The organism is Arthrobacter sp. Soil782 (assembly GCF_001428435.1).
Taxonomy (GTDB): domain Bacteria; phylum Actinomycetota; class Actinomycetes; order Actinomycetales; family Micrococcaceae; genus Arthrobacter_D; species Arthrobacter_D parietis.
In genome coordinates, this window is sequence record NZ_LMSO01000007.1 from 188,656 (window position 1) to 202,953 (window position 14,298).

A 14,298-nucleotide genomic window follows, 5' to 3' on the forward strand; every position below is an offset into this window, starting at 1 on the left:
GTCACATTAGGCCGCCACCCCCGCGTCCGCGATGATGGCGCTGACCCTCATCGTCAGCCCTGAGCTTCACGTGCTTTTCCCTGAGATGGCGCAGGGCAAGAGAGATTAGCAGCGATAGCGCCACCACCGCGAACGCCTCCAGAACCGAGATGTCCGATAGCACCCAGACCGTGGAGACTATCAGCACGGCAGAGATGCCCGCTGTAGTGACGAGAACTTTCAACGTATTCCCCATAAGGGCATCCTGCCATGGAGAGTTGTCATCAAACGGCGGTTCTTCGGCCGCCTCGAAACCGACATCAGACCGAAAGGACACCATGGAACTGAACGACTACTTGACGCGCTGAACGCAGGCCCCACCATCACAGGGGACTCCCCACTGCACGAAGTGATGCATCGGACCAGCCAACAGGCTCTGCGCATCACTGGCGAGCTGAACGGTCTCTACCAGGAACCTGCGCGGGTGCGGGAGTTGTTAGCCCAGTTGACGGGCAAGCCGGTCGCTGAATCCGTCACATCTAGAGCCGCGCCGTCGTGCGGATATGCATCCCGCTGCCGTCGTGATCGGCCGCAATGTGTGGATCGGATCCAACGCCACGATCCTGCCGGGCGTAACAATCGGCGACAACGCGGTCGTGGCTGCGGCATCAGTGGTGACGAAGGACGTGCCGGCGAACACCGTCGTTGTGGGCTCGCCCGCACGAGTGGCACGCTCGCTGGCGGACAATCCCGAACGCTGAGACACTCACGTAGCGAACGCCCTGGGACGCTTGTCACCCGGGGAAAGGCATGAACGGGACGTCCGGTTTGCCGTCACCGTCCTTGTCGCCATACGCCCTCATTGCCAGGTCGTTGGCCTTTTCTTCACTCCCATGGATGTGGACGTACCCCTCGCGGAAGTCCTTTTGATGGGCAGATGCAGCGGCGGCCTTCTTGCGCTCGAAGGCGGCGCCCTTTCGTCGGAAGCTAAACATGTCCGGCTCCTTTCCCGTGCCGCATAGCTACGGCGCCGGGCGGACGGCCCATTGCCGACATACCTCCAACATACGCCCGGCCCTCAGGGAAAGCGATAACGAAAGGGGGCCATTCGCGGGGAACAACCCGAACGCCACGTCTGTTGACATATGCGTGAGTGTTTCTACGGCGCCGACCGTCACCCTCGACAACCACTTCGCCCGCCACCTGCCGGAAATGGGCATGCCCTGGCAAGCAGCAGAGCCGGCCGAACCGCACCTGCTGGTGCTCAACGAGCAGCTCGCGGCCGAGCTTGGGCTTGACCCCGCCTTCCTTCGCGCTCCCGACGGCGTCCGTCTCCTCACCGGCGCAAGTGTGCCCGAAGGCGCAGCCCCGGTTGCGCAGGCTTACGCCGGCCACCAGTTCGGCGGGTACAGCCCCCGCCTCGGTGATGGACGCGCGCTGTTGCTCGGAGAGGTTGCAAACCCGGGCGGCACCCTGCGGGATATCCACCTCAAGGGCTCCGGCCGCACACCGTTCGCAAGGGGTGGCGACGGACTCGCCGCAATAGGCCCCATGCTGCGTGAATACATCGTCAGCGAAGCGATGAACGCACTTCGCATCCCGACCACCCGTTCGCTCGCCGTCGTGGCCACGGGACGTCCCGTGCAGCGCGAGGAACTGCTGCCGGGCGCCCTACTGACCAGAATCGCCGCCAGCCACCTGCGCGTCGGTACCTTCCAGTACGCCCGTGCCACCGGTGACATCGAACTGCTCCGCCGCGTAGCGGATTACGCCATCACCCGCCACTATCCCGAGGCAGCACAGGCACCCAACCCCTACCTCGCCTTGCTTGAATCGGTCATCCGTGCCCAGGCGGAGCTTGTCGCGCAGTGGATGCTCGTGGGCTTCGTCCATGGCGTCATGAACACGGACAACATGACCATTTCCGGTGAGACCATCGACTACGGTCCGTGCGCCTTTCTGGACGCCTTCAACCCCTCAGCGGTCTACAGTTCAATTGACACCATGGGCCGCTATGCCTATGCGAACCAGCCGGCCGCCGCCCACTGGAACCTCACCCGCTTCGCCGAAACGCTGCTGCCCCTGCTCGATGAAAACCAGGACGACGCCGTGAAGCTGGCAGAGCAGGCGCTGGCAGAATTCCCCGCTTTCTACAGCGGTGCCTGGTCCGTGGGAATGCGCATCAAGCTGGGCCTGCCGGACGGCGTCGATGCGGCAGACATCGCAGGAAAGCTCCTGACGCTGTTGGAGGAGGACCAGGTGGACTACACGTCGTTCCTGCGGAGCCTGAGCGCTGCCGCACGCGGGAACGTTGAAGTGTCCCGCAGCTACTTCGCTGCCCCGGCACGTTTTGATGCCTGGTTGGCGCAGTGGCTCACCCTGAACCCGTCAGCAGACGCCATGGACAGGGTTAACCCCGTGTACATCCCGCGGAATCACCGCGTGGAAGAAGCTCTCGCTGCTGCCGTTGAGGATGACCTCGAACCGCTGGGCACGCTGCTCGCTGCTGTGACGGCGCCGTTTCAGGAGCGTGACGGTTTCGAGCGCTATGCCGCTGGAGCGCCTGAGGACTTTGGCTCGTACCGGACCTTCTGCGGGACCTGAGAAAGCGGGCTAGGGATTGTCGAGATCCTCAGCGGCGAATGTGTCGCACGCCTCGATGTCTCCCGTTTCTAGTCCCCGCAGGAACCACGCCTGACGCTGCTCACTGGAACCGTGGGTCCACGCCTCGGGGTTGACCTGGCCGGTGGTCGATTCCTGGATGCGGTCGTCGCCGACCGCCGACGCCGCTGACAGCGCGTCCTGCAGGTCGGTTCGAGTGAACTCGCGCAGGAAGGGAACCCCGGATTCCGGATCGGGGACCGTTGTGGCATGCGCGGCCCACATGCCGGCGTAGCAGTCGGCCTGCAACTCCACCCGGACTGCTCCGGACTCTGCACCGCGGGGGTCCTGCTGGGATGCGCTCAGTGCGCCCGTCAGGTTCTGGATGTGGTGCCCGAACTCATGGGCGATTACGTACTCCTGAGCCAGCGGCCCAGCGGACGCACCGAAGCGGGTCACCAGATCGTTGAAGAAGGCGGTGTCATAGTACGTCTGCTCGTCCGCCGGGCAATAGAAGGGCCCGACGGCGCTGCTCGCCGCGCCGCAGCCCGTGTTGGTCTGGCCGCTGAACAGGACCACCCCGGGCGGCGTGTACTGAATGCCGAAGGGCTCCAGGTAAGGGGACCAGAAGCTATCGAGGCTTTCAGCGGTGCCAAGGATGCGGCAGTCAAGCCGCTCGTTGGCGTCCGCGCCGGTCTGGCACGCGTTGATGGCGGGATCAGAGTCCGCACCGATACCGGTATCCGTGTCGGTGCCGCCGTCAAGTCCTAACTGGTCCACCACACCCGGGCCGAAGAACAGTGACAGCAGCAGGATCAGGCCGCCGCCGAGGCCGCCGCCGATAGCGACGCCGCGACCGCGGCCGCGCCGGTCACTCACCCGGGAGGGATCGAACTGGGCATTGTCATTGAAGCTCATGCCAGAACTCTAAACTAGGAAGCCTGCTGTGTATTCGGTAGGCGCCGGTTCCGAGGAGCAGTGGGATCAGTCGTGTGCGGGCTCCCCGGTAACGCGGTGGTCGGCGTGGTTCAGGCCCTCCCGTACCAGGCGTGCGAGGTGCCCGTCCGCAATGCTGTAGATGACATTGCGGCCGCTTTTCCGCGTGGTTACCAATCCCGAGAAACGGAGCTTGGCCAGATGCTGGCTGACTGATGTGCGGGTTGCTCCCGTGCGTTCCACCAGGGAACTGACGTCGCCGGATTCCTCGGAGAGCAGCCACAGAATGTGCAGCCGCGTAGGGTCGGCGAGCATCCTGAACAGGGAAGCGCCGACGTCGAGGCGTGCTTCATCAGGATCGTTCGGATGATTCAGGCTGGGCCGCGAGCCGACCGGTTCTTCGCTCAACAGTCCACTCCTTGCTGACAGGTGACTCATCTGCCCCGGTTGCCGGAGGCTCGGCCGTCCAAAGCCGCAATGCTGCCACAGCGCCCAGTGTAGCGAGCGTTGCAAGGACGAACGCGGCCGCAGGCTGCCCGGCGGCGGCTCCAGCCCATCCCGCAATCGGGTAACTGAGAATGAAGCAGGCGTGCGAGAGGGAGAACTGCGCCGTGAACAGGTAGGACCGCGTTGCATCCGTGGCCGCGCGGCGCAGCAGCCGCGCGGACGGCGTATTGATCATCGAAGTACCGGCACCCAGCAGCGCCCACAGCAGGAGCATCAGTACCCAAGCGGGCTGCACTAACGCGATGACGCCGGCCGCACCCACGCACGCTGCGATCACCGCGCTTCCACTCAGCATGAAGGCCCGTTCCGGAAAGCGCTCCAGCAGTGCCGGCGTCGTCAGTGCCACAGCCATTGAGCCGGCGCCGTAGCAGGCGAGGGCGATTGCCACCTCAGCGTTGGTTCCGCCATAAAGATCTCGGACATACACGACGGTATTCACCAGGACGAGCGCGGTACCGCAGCCCACCACCAGGTTCAGTGCGAGGAGTCCACGAAGAGACGGCATCTGAAGGAAGATCCGGGCTCCCAGGGTGGTGCGGTGCAGGAGGGAACTCCGGCGCGCAGGCGGCGGGGGAGCGGGCAACCGGGTGGTTCCGACGAGCAGAGCGGAAATCAGGAACCCAATGACGGTGCCGACAAAGAGACTGGAATAGCTCATAATTACCAGCAGCGCGGCTGCGATGACGGGGCTCAGGAGCGACTCAAGATCGTAGGCAAGCCGCGAGAGGGATAGCGCCTTCGTGTAGTCGCGCTCCCGCGGCAGAATCACAGGAATCACCGACTGGAACGCCGGGGTGAAGGTAGCCGAGGCCGACTGCAGCACGAATACCAGAACGTAGACCTGCCACACCTGATCCACGGACGGCAGCACTAGGGCAACGGCCGCGCGGACGAGGTCAGCTGCAATCAGGACGGCTTTCCTGGGAACGTGTTCCACCAGTGCCGCCATCAGGGGAGCCACGAAGACGTAGGCCAGCATTTTGATGGTGAGGGCAGTACCGAGGACGGCTCCAGCTCGGCCCGCCGCAAGATCGAACGCGAGGAGGCCCAGCGCCACGGTGAGCAGGCCTGTACCAAGGAGCGCAATCACCTGCGCGGAGAATAGCTTGCGATACGCAGTATTGCGAAGAACTATCAGCACACTGTTCAACATAGTGCTTAAGTGCGCATCTGTGCACTCTTATCTCCGACGACGACCGCCACACATTGACAACCATCGATAGAGCCCAGATACTCATATCGATGAATATCAATGTTGGCAGATCCACAGAACGCCGAACGGAAGGAACAGCGATGTCGAAACAGCGTCACTTGCCCGTCGCCATCATCGGGGCCGGCCCGATCGGCCTCGCAGCCGCCGCCCATCTCCTCGAACGAGGGCTGACACCCTTGATTCTCGAGAAGGGCGACGCCGTCGGGGCTGCCATCCGCCAATGGGGCCACATCCGCCTGTTCTCTCCCTGGCAGTACAACATCGACGACGCCGCCCGCCGGCTCTTGGAGCCGACCGGTTGGCAGGCGCCTCGCGGCTCAGCGCTTCCCTTCGGTAATGAACTGGTTGAGGCCTACCTTGAACCGCTCGCGGCGCAACCCGGCATCGCAGCAGCCCTGCACCTCAACACGGAGGTGCTCGCAGTGACACGGCAGGGAATGGACAAGACGAGGACCCGGAAACGAGAGGACCAGCCGTTCCTTGTCCGTGTGCTCGGCCCGCGAGGACTTGAGGATCACCTGGTGCAGGCCGTCCTCGATGCATCCGGCACCTGGAGCCAGCCCAATCCGCTGGGCCAGGCCGGGCTACCGGCCCCGGGAGAGAGCGCTGTGCACGCCTTCATCACGCAGCCCCTTCCCGATGCTGCAGGCAAGGACCGCGCCCGCTTCGCCGGCAAGCGCGTGATGGTGGTCGGCGCAGGGCACTCCGCCGCGAACACCCTGCTAAGTCTCGGACAGGTTGCCAAAGCTGAGCCGGGAACCCGCCTGATCTGGGGTGTGCGCGGATCCGGATCAGCACAGCGGCTCTACGGCGGCGGAGACCTCGACGGGTTGCCGGCCCGCGGAGCGCTCGGAAGCCGACTGCGCTCGCTGGTGGAGGACGGCGTGGTGGAGCTCCTGACCTCGTTCGCCATCACTGAGCTGGAGGCCGGCGACGGCGCACTCCGCGTTCATGCCTCGAGCCCGGAAGGCGCACGTGAGGTCGAAGTGGATGTGCTCGTTCCGGCCACGGGGTTCCGTCCGGACCTGCGGATGCTCCGCGAATTGCGGCTCGAGCTCGATCCCGCTGTTGAAGCGCCGCGCGCGTTGGGGCCACTGATCGACCCTGAATTCCACTCCTGCGGGACCGTACCGGCGCACGGGGCGGCTGTCCTCGCGCACCCGGACAAGGACTTCTACCTCGTAGGTATGAAGAGTTACGGCCGCGCCCCCACCTTCCTGCTGGCCACCGGATATGAGCAGGTGCGGTCAGTCATCGCCGCCATTGCCGGCGATGACGACGCCGCTGCGTCAGTTCACCTCGATCTCCCCGAAACGGGGGTCTGCAGCACCGACCTCGGGGGAAGCTGCGACACTGCATCCTCCGGTGGCGGGATGGTTTCGCAGTCCGGTTGCTGTGGTCAACCGGAACCGGTCAGCCTCGGCATTCCCACCGGGCTCCTGCACGGCAGGATGCTTGCTGATTGAATGGGAGGATGACAGCTGAGCATGCAGAGCACGCGTCCACGCCGCTGGAGGACTACGCCCTCCTGTCTGATCTGAGTACGGGGCCACTGGTATCCCGGGACGGCAGTATCGACTGGCTTTGCTTTCCGCGCTTCGATTCCCCCTCCGTCTTCGCGGCACTGCTGGGGTCCCCGGAAGACGGACGATGGAAAGTTTCGGCCTCGGGCGGGGAGGTAGTTTCCCGGCGGTATCTTCCACGAACGTTCGTCCTTGAAACGACCTGGAGCACCCCGACCGGAAAGATGGTGGTCACCGACTTCCTGCCGCCTGGCGACGCGCAGTCGGATCTGGTGCGCCGGGTGGAGTGCGTCGAGGGAACCGTTGAAGTGGAGCACGACCTGCGCATCCGGTTCGACTATGCCCGGGCGAAGCCCTGGACGCGGCGGGTCGACCTCGAGAAAGTCGGCTCGTGCGGACTGCTGTCGGTTGCAGGTCCGGATGCGCTGCTGCTGACCGGACCGTTGCTGCACCCTCACGAGTCCCAGCGGGCAGAACCACAGACCGGAATGGAAGACCGCCACGAAGCCTCCGCCGAGGGCCATGCGGACGATTACCAGGGCGCTGTCTCGAAGCGGCTGAGCGGTGTCTTTCCGCTTGTAGCCGGCGAATCCGAAAGCTGGGTACTTACCTGGCACCAGTCTCACGAGGGGCTTCCAACTGCAGCAGACCCGGACAGAGCTCTGGAGTCGACTATCGCCTACTGGACTCAGTGGTCCTCCCGGGTGGAGGTTCATGATCGACACGATGAGGCCGTACTGCGCTCGCTGATGGTGCTCCGCGCCCTTACCCATGGCAGAACCGGCGGCATCGTGGCCGCAGCCACCACGTCGTTGCCGGAGGAGTTCGGCGGCTCTCGCAACTGGGACTACCGCTACACCTGGCTGCGCGACGCCGCACTCACCATCGAGGCGCTCATTGCGCATGACTTCACCGAAGGTGCGCTGCACTGGCGCAACTGGCTGTTGCGTGCGGTAGCCGGCGATCCGGATCAGGTGCAGATCATGTACGGCATCGCCGGCGAACGCCAGCTCCCCGAAAGCGAGCTGGACCACCTGGCCGGCTACGAGAATTCAAAGCCGGTAAGAATCGGTAACGGGGCTGTGGGCCAATACCAGGCCGACGTCGTCGGGGAAGTCATGCTCGCCCTCGCGGCGCTGAGGGATGCAGGGGCAGCCGAGGGCGAGTACTCCTGGGGGCTGCAAAAGAACCTCCTGCGGTTCTGTGAGCAGAACCTGGACCGGAAGGGTCACGGCATCTGGGAAATGCGCGGGGAAGCAGAGTTCTTCGTTCATGGACGTGTGATGATGTGGGCTGCCTTCGATCAGGGGATCCGGGCAGTGCGTGAGCACGGGCTGGAAGGGCCGGCCGATCGATGGGAGGAGATCCGGGACCGGCTCCGGGAGGAGATCATGGAGCGCGGATTCAACGCCGAGCTCAACTCGTTCACACAGACATACTCGAACGATGAAGTCGATGCGTCCCTGCTGCAACTGCCCCACACAGGCTTTGTGGCCAGTGATGACCCGAAGATGCTTGGCACCGTGGCCCGCATTGAGGAGCAATTGCAGGATGCCCATGGGCTCCTGCACCGTTACCGCACAGCATCCGGCCTCGATGGTTTGGAGGGCCACGAATACCCATTCCTGATCTGCACGTTCTGGCTTGTGGAACAGTATGCAAACAGCGGCCGCACCGACGATGCCACGGCGTTGCTTGACCGGCTCACCGGTTACGCGAATGACCTCGGACTGTACGCGGAAGAGTACGATCCGGTGAGCGGCCGGCTGGCAGGCAACTTCCCGCAGGCCTTCAGTCACCTAGGCTTTATTCGTGCCTCGGACGCCGTCAACAGGGCCCGAGTCCAGCCTTAACCGAGCTTTCCCTCAGGAGCGTGTTTTCCCACCATGGCAGATTCCTACTACCGTCCCGCGGGCGGGGGCCGGTTCGAGGCCACAATTCATGCACAGGGTGCCTGGAACGCACACGAGCAGCACATGGCGCCCGCATCCGGTCTGCTCGCACATTGCCTTGAACAGTTCCAGCCACGCGCAGAGCTGCAGATGGCGCGCATCTCGTTCGAGATCCTGGGCCTGATACCGCTGGAGACCGTCGAGGTGACCACCCGGATGGTGCGCCCAGGGAGGACCATCGAGTTGCTGGAAGCGGAGATGAACCATGGCGGGCGGACAGCTATCCGCGCCCGCGCCTGGCGGTTGGCCTCGAGCGATACCTCGTCCGTCGCGGCGCTTGAGGACGAGTCCATGCCGGGACCGGATGAGGGTGAGGAGCACGACGCCGTGGCGGAGTGGCCCGGCGGCTACATCCAGTCGATTGATGTCCGCAAGATCGAAGGCCACAGGCCCGGCCGGGGCAGGGTCTGGTTGCGGACGCCCCACCCGCTGGTGGAGGGTGAAGCGTCGTCGGACTCGGCCCGGCTGATCGGGCTCATCGACACCGCAAACGGAATCGCCACGCGGGTTCCTCCCGGACCCGGCAGCTGGGCATTTCCCAACGTCGACCTGCAGGTGCACCTTCACCGCCAGCCCTCGGGCCAGTGGCTCGGCCTCGATACCCGAGTGAGTTTCGGGCGGGAAGGAATCGGGCTGACCTCGTCCGTCCTGCACGACCTCGACGGGCCGTTCGGCCGGAGTGAGCAGATCCTTACGCTGCGCAAGCTCTGACTCCAGGCGGGGGAATGCAGCGAGCACCGTCGTCGTTGGCAGATTGTGTAATCGCGCTCACAGCGCAACCGGCGCTGAGCCGTTCAGAGGATTGAGGACATCATGGCCAAGGCAGTCTGGAACAATCAGGTCATTGCGGAGTCTGACTCCACCGAGATGGTCGAGGGGAACCACTACTTCCCGAAGGAAAGCGTCAAGCAGGAGTTCCTCCGATCGAGTGACACGCACACCACATGTCCCTGGAAGGGTGACGCCAGCTACTTCAGCCTGGAGGTTGACGGTGAGAGTAATCCGGACGCGGCATGGACCTACCCGGAGCCGAAGGAAGCCGCCGCGAACATCAAGGACCACGTGGCGTTCTGGCGCGGCGTGACCGTGCTCGACTGAAGAGCAGTGCACGCACTATCACCTACCCAGGAGAGTTGATGGAATACAGGAACCTCGGAAGCAGCGGAGCATCGGTTTCGGCTTATGCGTTGGGCACCATGACGTTTGGTGCCGAAGCCGATGAAGCGACGTCACATGCGATCCTCGATGACTATGCCGACGCCGGAGGCAACCTCATCGACACCGCTGATGTCTACACCGCGGGAGCGTCCGAGGAGATCATCGGGCGCTGGCTGGCGAAGAGCCCGTCCGCTTCCGGCATGATCATCGCGACGAAGGGTCGGTTCCCGATGGGTAAGGGCCCCAATGATCTGGGCCTCTCCCGGCGGCACCTTCGGCTGGCGCTCGATGCCTCGCTGAAGCGGCTCAACGTCGACCACATCGACCTGTACCAGATGCACTCCTGGGACCCGCTCACTCCTCTGGAGGAGACGCTCGGCTTCCTCCACGACGCCGTGAGCGCCGGCAAGATCAGCTACTACGGCTTCTCGAACTACACCGGGTGGCAGCTGTCCAAGGCCGTCGGCATTGCGAAGGCGCGCGGGTGGGACCTGCCGGTCACCCTCCAGCCGCAGTACAGCCTTATGGTGCGGGGGATCGAGGCAGAAATTGTGCCTGCAGCGCTCGACGCCGGTATGGGCTTACTGCCGTGGTCACCGCTTGGCGGGGGCTGGCTCACCGGAAAGTACAAGCGGGATACTGCGCCCAAGGGCGCAACCCGTCTCGGCGAGAATCCGGAACGCGGAATGGAAGCGTGGGAAAAGCGCAACGCGCAGGAGCAGACCTGGGCGATCATTGACGTCGTCCTCGGTATTGCTGAGGCGCGCGGAGTCAGCGCGTCCCAGGTAGCGCTGGCATGGGTTGCGCAGCAGCCGGCTGTCACGTCGGTCATTCTCGGTGCCCGTACTCGCGAGCAGCTTGAAGACAACCTTGGGGCAGCTGCCCTGACGCTGAGCAGCGATGAGCTGGAACGGCTATCCCAGGCCAGCGCACCGGGCTTGGCTGATTATCCTTACGGAACCCCGGGCGTCGAGCAGCGGAGCCGCTCTATTGACGGCGGCCGCTAAGGAGCCTGCGACACATGATTCCTCGTGCCTGGTCTGAAGGGCGCCTGCAGGTCCTACACGAATTGTCCTCGGGTGCGGCAGCGGACATGGAGCGCGGGCTTACTCTTTTACGCGCAGCGGCAGCTGGGGACCTCAGGCCGACGCTACGGCTCTACCGCCCCCAGCCCACTGTTGCCTTCGGGCAGCGGGACACCCGTCTGCCCGGTTTCGGGACGGCTTCGGACGCCGCCCGGACGCTCGGGTTCGAGCCGCTGGTCCGAAAGGCGGGCGGACGGGCTGCGGCCTACCACCACGGGTGTCTGATCGTGGATCATATCGAGCCCCACCATGACGCGGTCGCCGGATCGCATGCCCGGTTCCGACTGCTCGGTGAGATCCTTGCAAAAGCGCTGCGGCGGGTCGGCGTTGATGCCCGGATGGGACAGATTCCCGGTGAATACTGCCCCGGCGAGTTCAGCGTGCACGGCGTGGACGGCACCCAGGCCGTGAAGCTGGTCGGCACCGCGCAGCGAGTCATCTCCGGTGCATGGCTCTTTTCCTCGGTGATCGTGGTGGAGGACTCTGCATCGATTCGGTCAGTCCTTGAAGCGACGTACTCGGCGCTGAAACTTCCGTGGGAGCCGTCGACGGCGGGGGCGGCGGAAGACCTTGTGCCCGGTCTCACCGTGGATGCGGTGGCAAGCGCCGTCGTCGCCGCCTACGAGGATGTCGCGGCCCCGATGCCGTAACTGCTCAGGCTGGTCCTTCTGAGGCCTGCTGCCGGCCGGCAGTTCTGAAGACGGAGCCGGCCGGCAGTCGGGTTCAATCAGTGCCCGCGGGCGATCCACTCGTCGAGGTTCGGTGCTTCCTCACCGATGCTGGTCGAGTCGCCGTGCCCGGTTCTCACCACGGTATCCGCGGGCAGGGTGAACAGCCTGGTGCGGATGGATTCGATGATCGTGGGGAAATCGCTGTAGGACCGTCCGGTTGCTCCCGGCCCGCCCCGGAACAGGGTGTCGCCGCTGAACAGGGTGCCGGCGTCGGGCAGGTAAAAGCAGACCGAGCCGGGGGAGTGGCCGGGCGTGTGAATCGCGTGGAGGGTGACTCCGGCGACGCTGAAGGTATCGCCGTCGGCAATGGTCGCTCCCGGAACGGTCTCCGGGTACACCGCGTCCCACAGCATGCGGTCTTCGGCGTGAAGGTGGATCGGCGCTCGCACTGTGTCGAAGAGCTCCCCGACGGCACGGATGTGATCGTCATGGCCGTGGGTCAGCAGGATCGCGCGGACCTGGCGCCCGTTGATCTGGTCTACGATCGCGCCGGCGTCGTGCGGTGCGTCGATGACAATACATTCGGAGTCGTCGCCGATGATCCACACGTTGTTATCCACCTCCCATGTGCCGCCGTCAAGGGAGAACGTGCCGGAGGTAACCAGGTGGTCGATACGCGCGCCCATCAGAGCTCCACCACCGAACGCAGCACTACGCCGTCGTGCATTTTGGTGAAGGCTTCCTCCACCTGGTCAAGCGCTATGCGCTCGGTGACGAACGCGTCGAGGTCCAGGTTGCCCTGCCGGTAATGATCCACGAGCATCGGGAAGTCGCGTGAGGGGAGGCAATCGCCGTACCAGGAGGATTTCAGCGCGCCTCCCCGGCCGAAGACGTCCAGCAGGGGGAGGTCGAGCGTCATATCCGGCGTAGGTACCCCGACGAGCACCACTGTGCCGGCGAGGTCACGGGCATAGAACGCCTGCTTGTAGGTCTCAGGACGGCCGACGGCGTCGATCACCACGTTGGCTCCGTTGCCGCCGGTCAGCCTGCGGATTTCCTCGACGGGATCGGTTTCCTTGGAGTTCACCAGATCGGTGGCGCCCAGTCCCTTGGCGAGTTCCAGTTTGCGGTTGTCGATGTCCACCGCGATGATCCGGGTTGCGCCGGCCAATTTTGATCCGGCGATGGCAGCTATACCCACTCCGCCGCAGCCGATCACGGCTACGGAGTCTCCGCGCCGGACATTGCCGGTGTTGATCGCTGCACCGATGCCCGCCATGATTCCGCAACCCAGAAGGCCGACGGCGGCTGCATCCGCATCGGGATCGACCTTGGTGCACTGCCCGGACGCTACGAGGGTCTTCTCGGCGAAGGCTCCGATACCGAGGGCGGGCGACAGTTCCGTGCCGTCTTCGAGGGTCATCTTCTGCGTTGCGTTGTGGGTGTTGAAACAGTACTGCGGCTCTCCGCGCAGGCACGCACGGCACTGCCCGCAGACAGCCCGCCAATTGAGGATGACGCGGTCGCCGGGCTGGACGTTGGTCACGTCAGACCCGACGGCGCTCACAACGCCGGTTGCCTCGTGGCCGAGCAGGAAGGGGTAATCATCGCTGATGCCTCCCTGCTTGTAGTGAAGGTCCGTATGGCACACGCCGCAGGTCAGGATGTCGACAAGCGCCTCACCCGGTCCCGGATCAGGAACCTTGATGGTGACGACGGTAGCGGGCGCGTCCTTCTCCATAACGACGACGCCCTTGACGCTGTGTGCCATTGAGACAGTCCTTTTCCTCGAAGGTGGGGGGAACGTCTCCAGCTTATCGACATTGAAAAAGCAGGACACGCCCCTTATCCGGGCGGATAAGGGGCGTGTCCTGCGAAATCACGTGGGTGCTAGGCGGCGACGCGCGCTTTCACCTCGGCTGCGGAAGGGTTGGTGGCCGTGCTGCCGTCGGGGAAGATGACCGTAGGCACGGTCTGGTTTCCGCCGTTGAGCGAGGCGACGAGTTCCGCAGTGCCTTCCACTTCCTCAATGTTGATCTCCTGGTAGCCGATGCCCTGCGCGTCGAGCTGCGACTTGAGCCTGCGGCAATAGCCGCACCAGGTGGTGCTGAACATGGTGATGGTGCCGGCAGCGGGTGTGTAATCCACGGTGCTCCTCTGGAAAAATTGCGGACTCGTCGAGTCCGCGGATTATTGCGGTTTCTGTCAGCAAATGTAACGTCTGCGCTGCGCGGTCCATTCCCGGTATGCGCGTCATCAACCGTGGCGCTCAGTGGCTCCTCGCGTAGTGTCGCCGTATGCCAAACCCCCTAACGCCCGAGCGACCGAAGCCCGGTTCGGTCCAGGCCGAACAGCTGAAGGCCGTCCGTATCGCGATCAACGAGGTCGATGAGCAGATGGTCGGGTTGATCTCCCGACGTGAGCGGCTGGTGCGGAGGGCGGGTTCACTCAAGGACGACGACGAGTCCGTGCGCGCCCCCGCACGGGTCGAACAGGTCATTTCGAACGTGCGCGGTTACGCCGAAAAGCTCGACGTGGATCCCGCTGTGGTCGAACGGACCTACCGGGCCATGATCGAGGCCTTCATCGAGTTTGAACTGAAGGTCCGGCGCACGTCCTGAGCCCGGATCACCCCAGAGCGCACCCGGCAATGGCATAGGTACGCGCTGGTTG

At 64.4% G+C, this 14,298-nt stretch carries 17 protein-coding genes; 9 read left to right on the plus strand and 8 right to left on the minus strand.

Annotated features, from left to right (window positions below):
- Position 1: 1 nt before the first annotated feature.
- Positions 2-316, minus strand: coding sequence for a hypothetical protein (locus tag ASH00_RS08410; protein WP_157359056.1), 315 nt, complete (start codon positions 314-316; stop codon positions 2-4).
- 226 nt (positions 317-542) lie between these two features.
- Here ASH00_RS08410 and ASH00_RS17220 point away from each other — a divergent pair, with 226 nt between their 5' ends.
- Positions 543-740, plus strand: a complete 198-nt coding sequence (locus ASH00_RS17220) for a DapH/DapD/GlmU-related protein (RefSeq protein WP_442854348.1) — start codon at positions 543-545, stop codon at positions 738-740.
- Between the two features lie 33 nt (positions 741-773).
- On the opposite strand, the gene ASH00_RS08420 is transcribed toward ASH00_RS17220, so the two are convergent.
- A complete protein-coding gene (locus ASH00_RS08420; protein WP_056547367.1) occupies positions 774-974 on the minus strand; it encodes a hypothetical protein in 201 nt (66 codons plus the stop codon).
- A gap of 154 nt (positions 975-1,128) precedes the next feature.
- On the opposite strand from ASH00_RS08420, the gene ASH00_RS08425 reads away from it, so the two are divergent.
- Entirely contained in the window at positions 1,129-2,583 is a 1,455-nt protein-coding gene (locus ASH00_RS08425) for a protein adenylyltransferase SelO (RefSeq protein WP_056547370.1), read from the plus strand.
- Positions 2,584-2,592: 9 nt separating this feature from the next.
- On the opposite strand, the gene ypfJ is transcribed toward ASH00_RS08425, so the two are convergent.
- The 3 genes from ypfJ to ASH00_RS08440 form a co-directional block, all read right to left on the minus strand.
- Entirely contained in the window at positions 2,593-3,498 is a 906-nt protein-coding gene (gene ypfJ, locus ASH00_RS08430; RefSeq protein ID WP_056547372.1) for a KPN_02809 family neutral zinc metallopeptidase, read from the minus strand.
- Positions 3,499-3,564: 66 nt separating this feature from the next.
- The gene (locus tag ASH00_RS08435; RefSeq protein WP_056547375.1) at positions 3,565-3,954 is read right to left on the minus strand and encodes an ArsR/SmtB family transcription factor; all 390 of its coding nucleotides are present in this window, start codon (positions 3,952-3,954) and stop codon (positions 3,565-3,567) included.
- Positions 3,869-5,164, minus strand: a complete 1,296-nt coding sequence (locus tag ASH00_RS08440) for an MFS transporter (protein ID WP_056547378.1) — start codon at positions 5,162-5,164, stop codon at positions 3,869-3,871. The genes ASH00_RS08435 and ASH00_RS08440 overlap by 86 nt, the downstream gene beginning before the upstream one ends.
- Positions 5,165-5,316: 152 nt before the next feature.
- Here ASH00_RS08440 and ASH00_RS08445 point away from each other — a divergent pair, with 152 nt between their 5' ends.
- The 6 genes from ASH00_RS08445 (at position 5,317) to ASH00_RS08470 (ending at position 11,604) form a co-directional block, all read left to right on the plus strand.
- The gene (locus tag ASH00_RS08445) at positions 5,317-6,702 is read left to right on the plus strand and encodes an FAD-dependent oxidoreductase (RefSeq protein WP_056547380.1); all 1,386 of its coding nucleotides are present in this window, start codon (positions 5,317-5,319) and stop codon (positions 6,700-6,702) included.
- 8 nt (positions 6,703-6,710) lie between these two features.
- A complete protein-coding gene (locus ASH00_RS08450) occupies positions 6,711-8,612 on the plus strand; it encodes a glycoside hydrolase family 15 protein (protein ID WP_056547383.1) in 1,902 nt (633 codons plus the stop codon).
- A gap of 33 nt (positions 8,613-8,645) precedes the next feature.
- Positions 8,646-9,422, plus strand: a complete 777-nt coding sequence (locus tag ASH00_RS08455; protein WP_056547385.1) for a thioesterase family protein — start codon at positions 8,646-8,648, stop codon at positions 9,420-9,422.
- A gap of 102 nt (positions 9,423-9,524) precedes the next feature.
- Positions 9,525-9,809: a DUF427 domain-containing protein gene (locus ASH00_RS08460; RefSeq protein ID WP_056547387.1), complete on the plus strand. Its 285-nt coding sequence runs from the start codon at positions 9,525-9,527 to the stop codon at positions 9,807-9,809.
- Between the two features lie 38 nt (positions 9,810-9,847).
- Positions 9,848-10,876, plus strand: a complete 1,029-nt coding sequence (locus ASH00_RS08465) for an aldo/keto reductase (RefSeq protein WP_056547388.1) — start codon at positions 9,848-9,850, stop codon at positions 10,874-10,876.
- 14 nt (positions 10,877-10,890) lie between these two features.
- On the plus strand, positions 10,891-11,604 hold the full coding sequence (locus ASH00_RS08470) for a lipoate--protein ligase family protein (RefSeq protein WP_056547390.1): 714 nt from the start codon (positions 10,891-10,893) through the stop codon (positions 11,602-11,604).
- A 77-nt stretch (positions 11,605-11,681) separates the two neighbouring features.
- Here the strand turns inward: ASH00_RS08470 and ASH00_RS08475 are convergent, their stop codons facing one another.
- The 3 genes from ASH00_RS08475 to ASH00_RS08485 form a co-directional block, all read right to left on the minus strand.
- Positions 11,682-12,311 carry an MBL fold metallo-hydrolase gene (locus tag ASH00_RS08475; protein ID WP_056547393.1) on the minus strand — a complete coding sequence of 210 codons (630 nt, stop codon included), beginning with the start codon at positions 12,309-12,311 and terminating at the stop codon, positions 11,682-11,684.
- Positions 12,311-13,396 carry an S-(hydroxymethyl)mycothiol dehydrogenase gene (locus tag ASH00_RS08480; RefSeq protein WP_056547395.1) on the minus strand — a complete coding sequence of 362 codons (1,086 nt, stop codon included), beginning with the start codon at positions 13,394-13,396 and terminating at the stop codon, positions 12,311-12,313. The genes ASH00_RS08475 and ASH00_RS08480 overlap by 1 nt, the downstream gene beginning before the upstream one ends.
- Positions 13,397-13,515: 119 nt before the next feature.
- On the minus strand, positions 13,516-13,773 hold the full coding sequence (locus tag ASH00_RS08485) for a mycoredoxin (RefSeq protein WP_056547398.1): 258 nt from the start codon (positions 13,771-13,773) through the stop codon (positions 13,516-13,518).
- 149 nt (positions 13,774-13,922) lie between these two features.
- Between ASH00_RS08485 and ASH00_RS08490 the strand changes: the two genes are divergently transcribed.
- A complete protein-coding gene (locus tag ASH00_RS08490; RefSeq protein WP_082565998.1) occupies positions 13,923-14,246 on the plus strand; it encodes a chorismate mutase in 324 nt (107 codons plus the stop codon).
- The last annotated feature ends 52 nt before the right edge of the window (positions 14,247-14,298 follow it).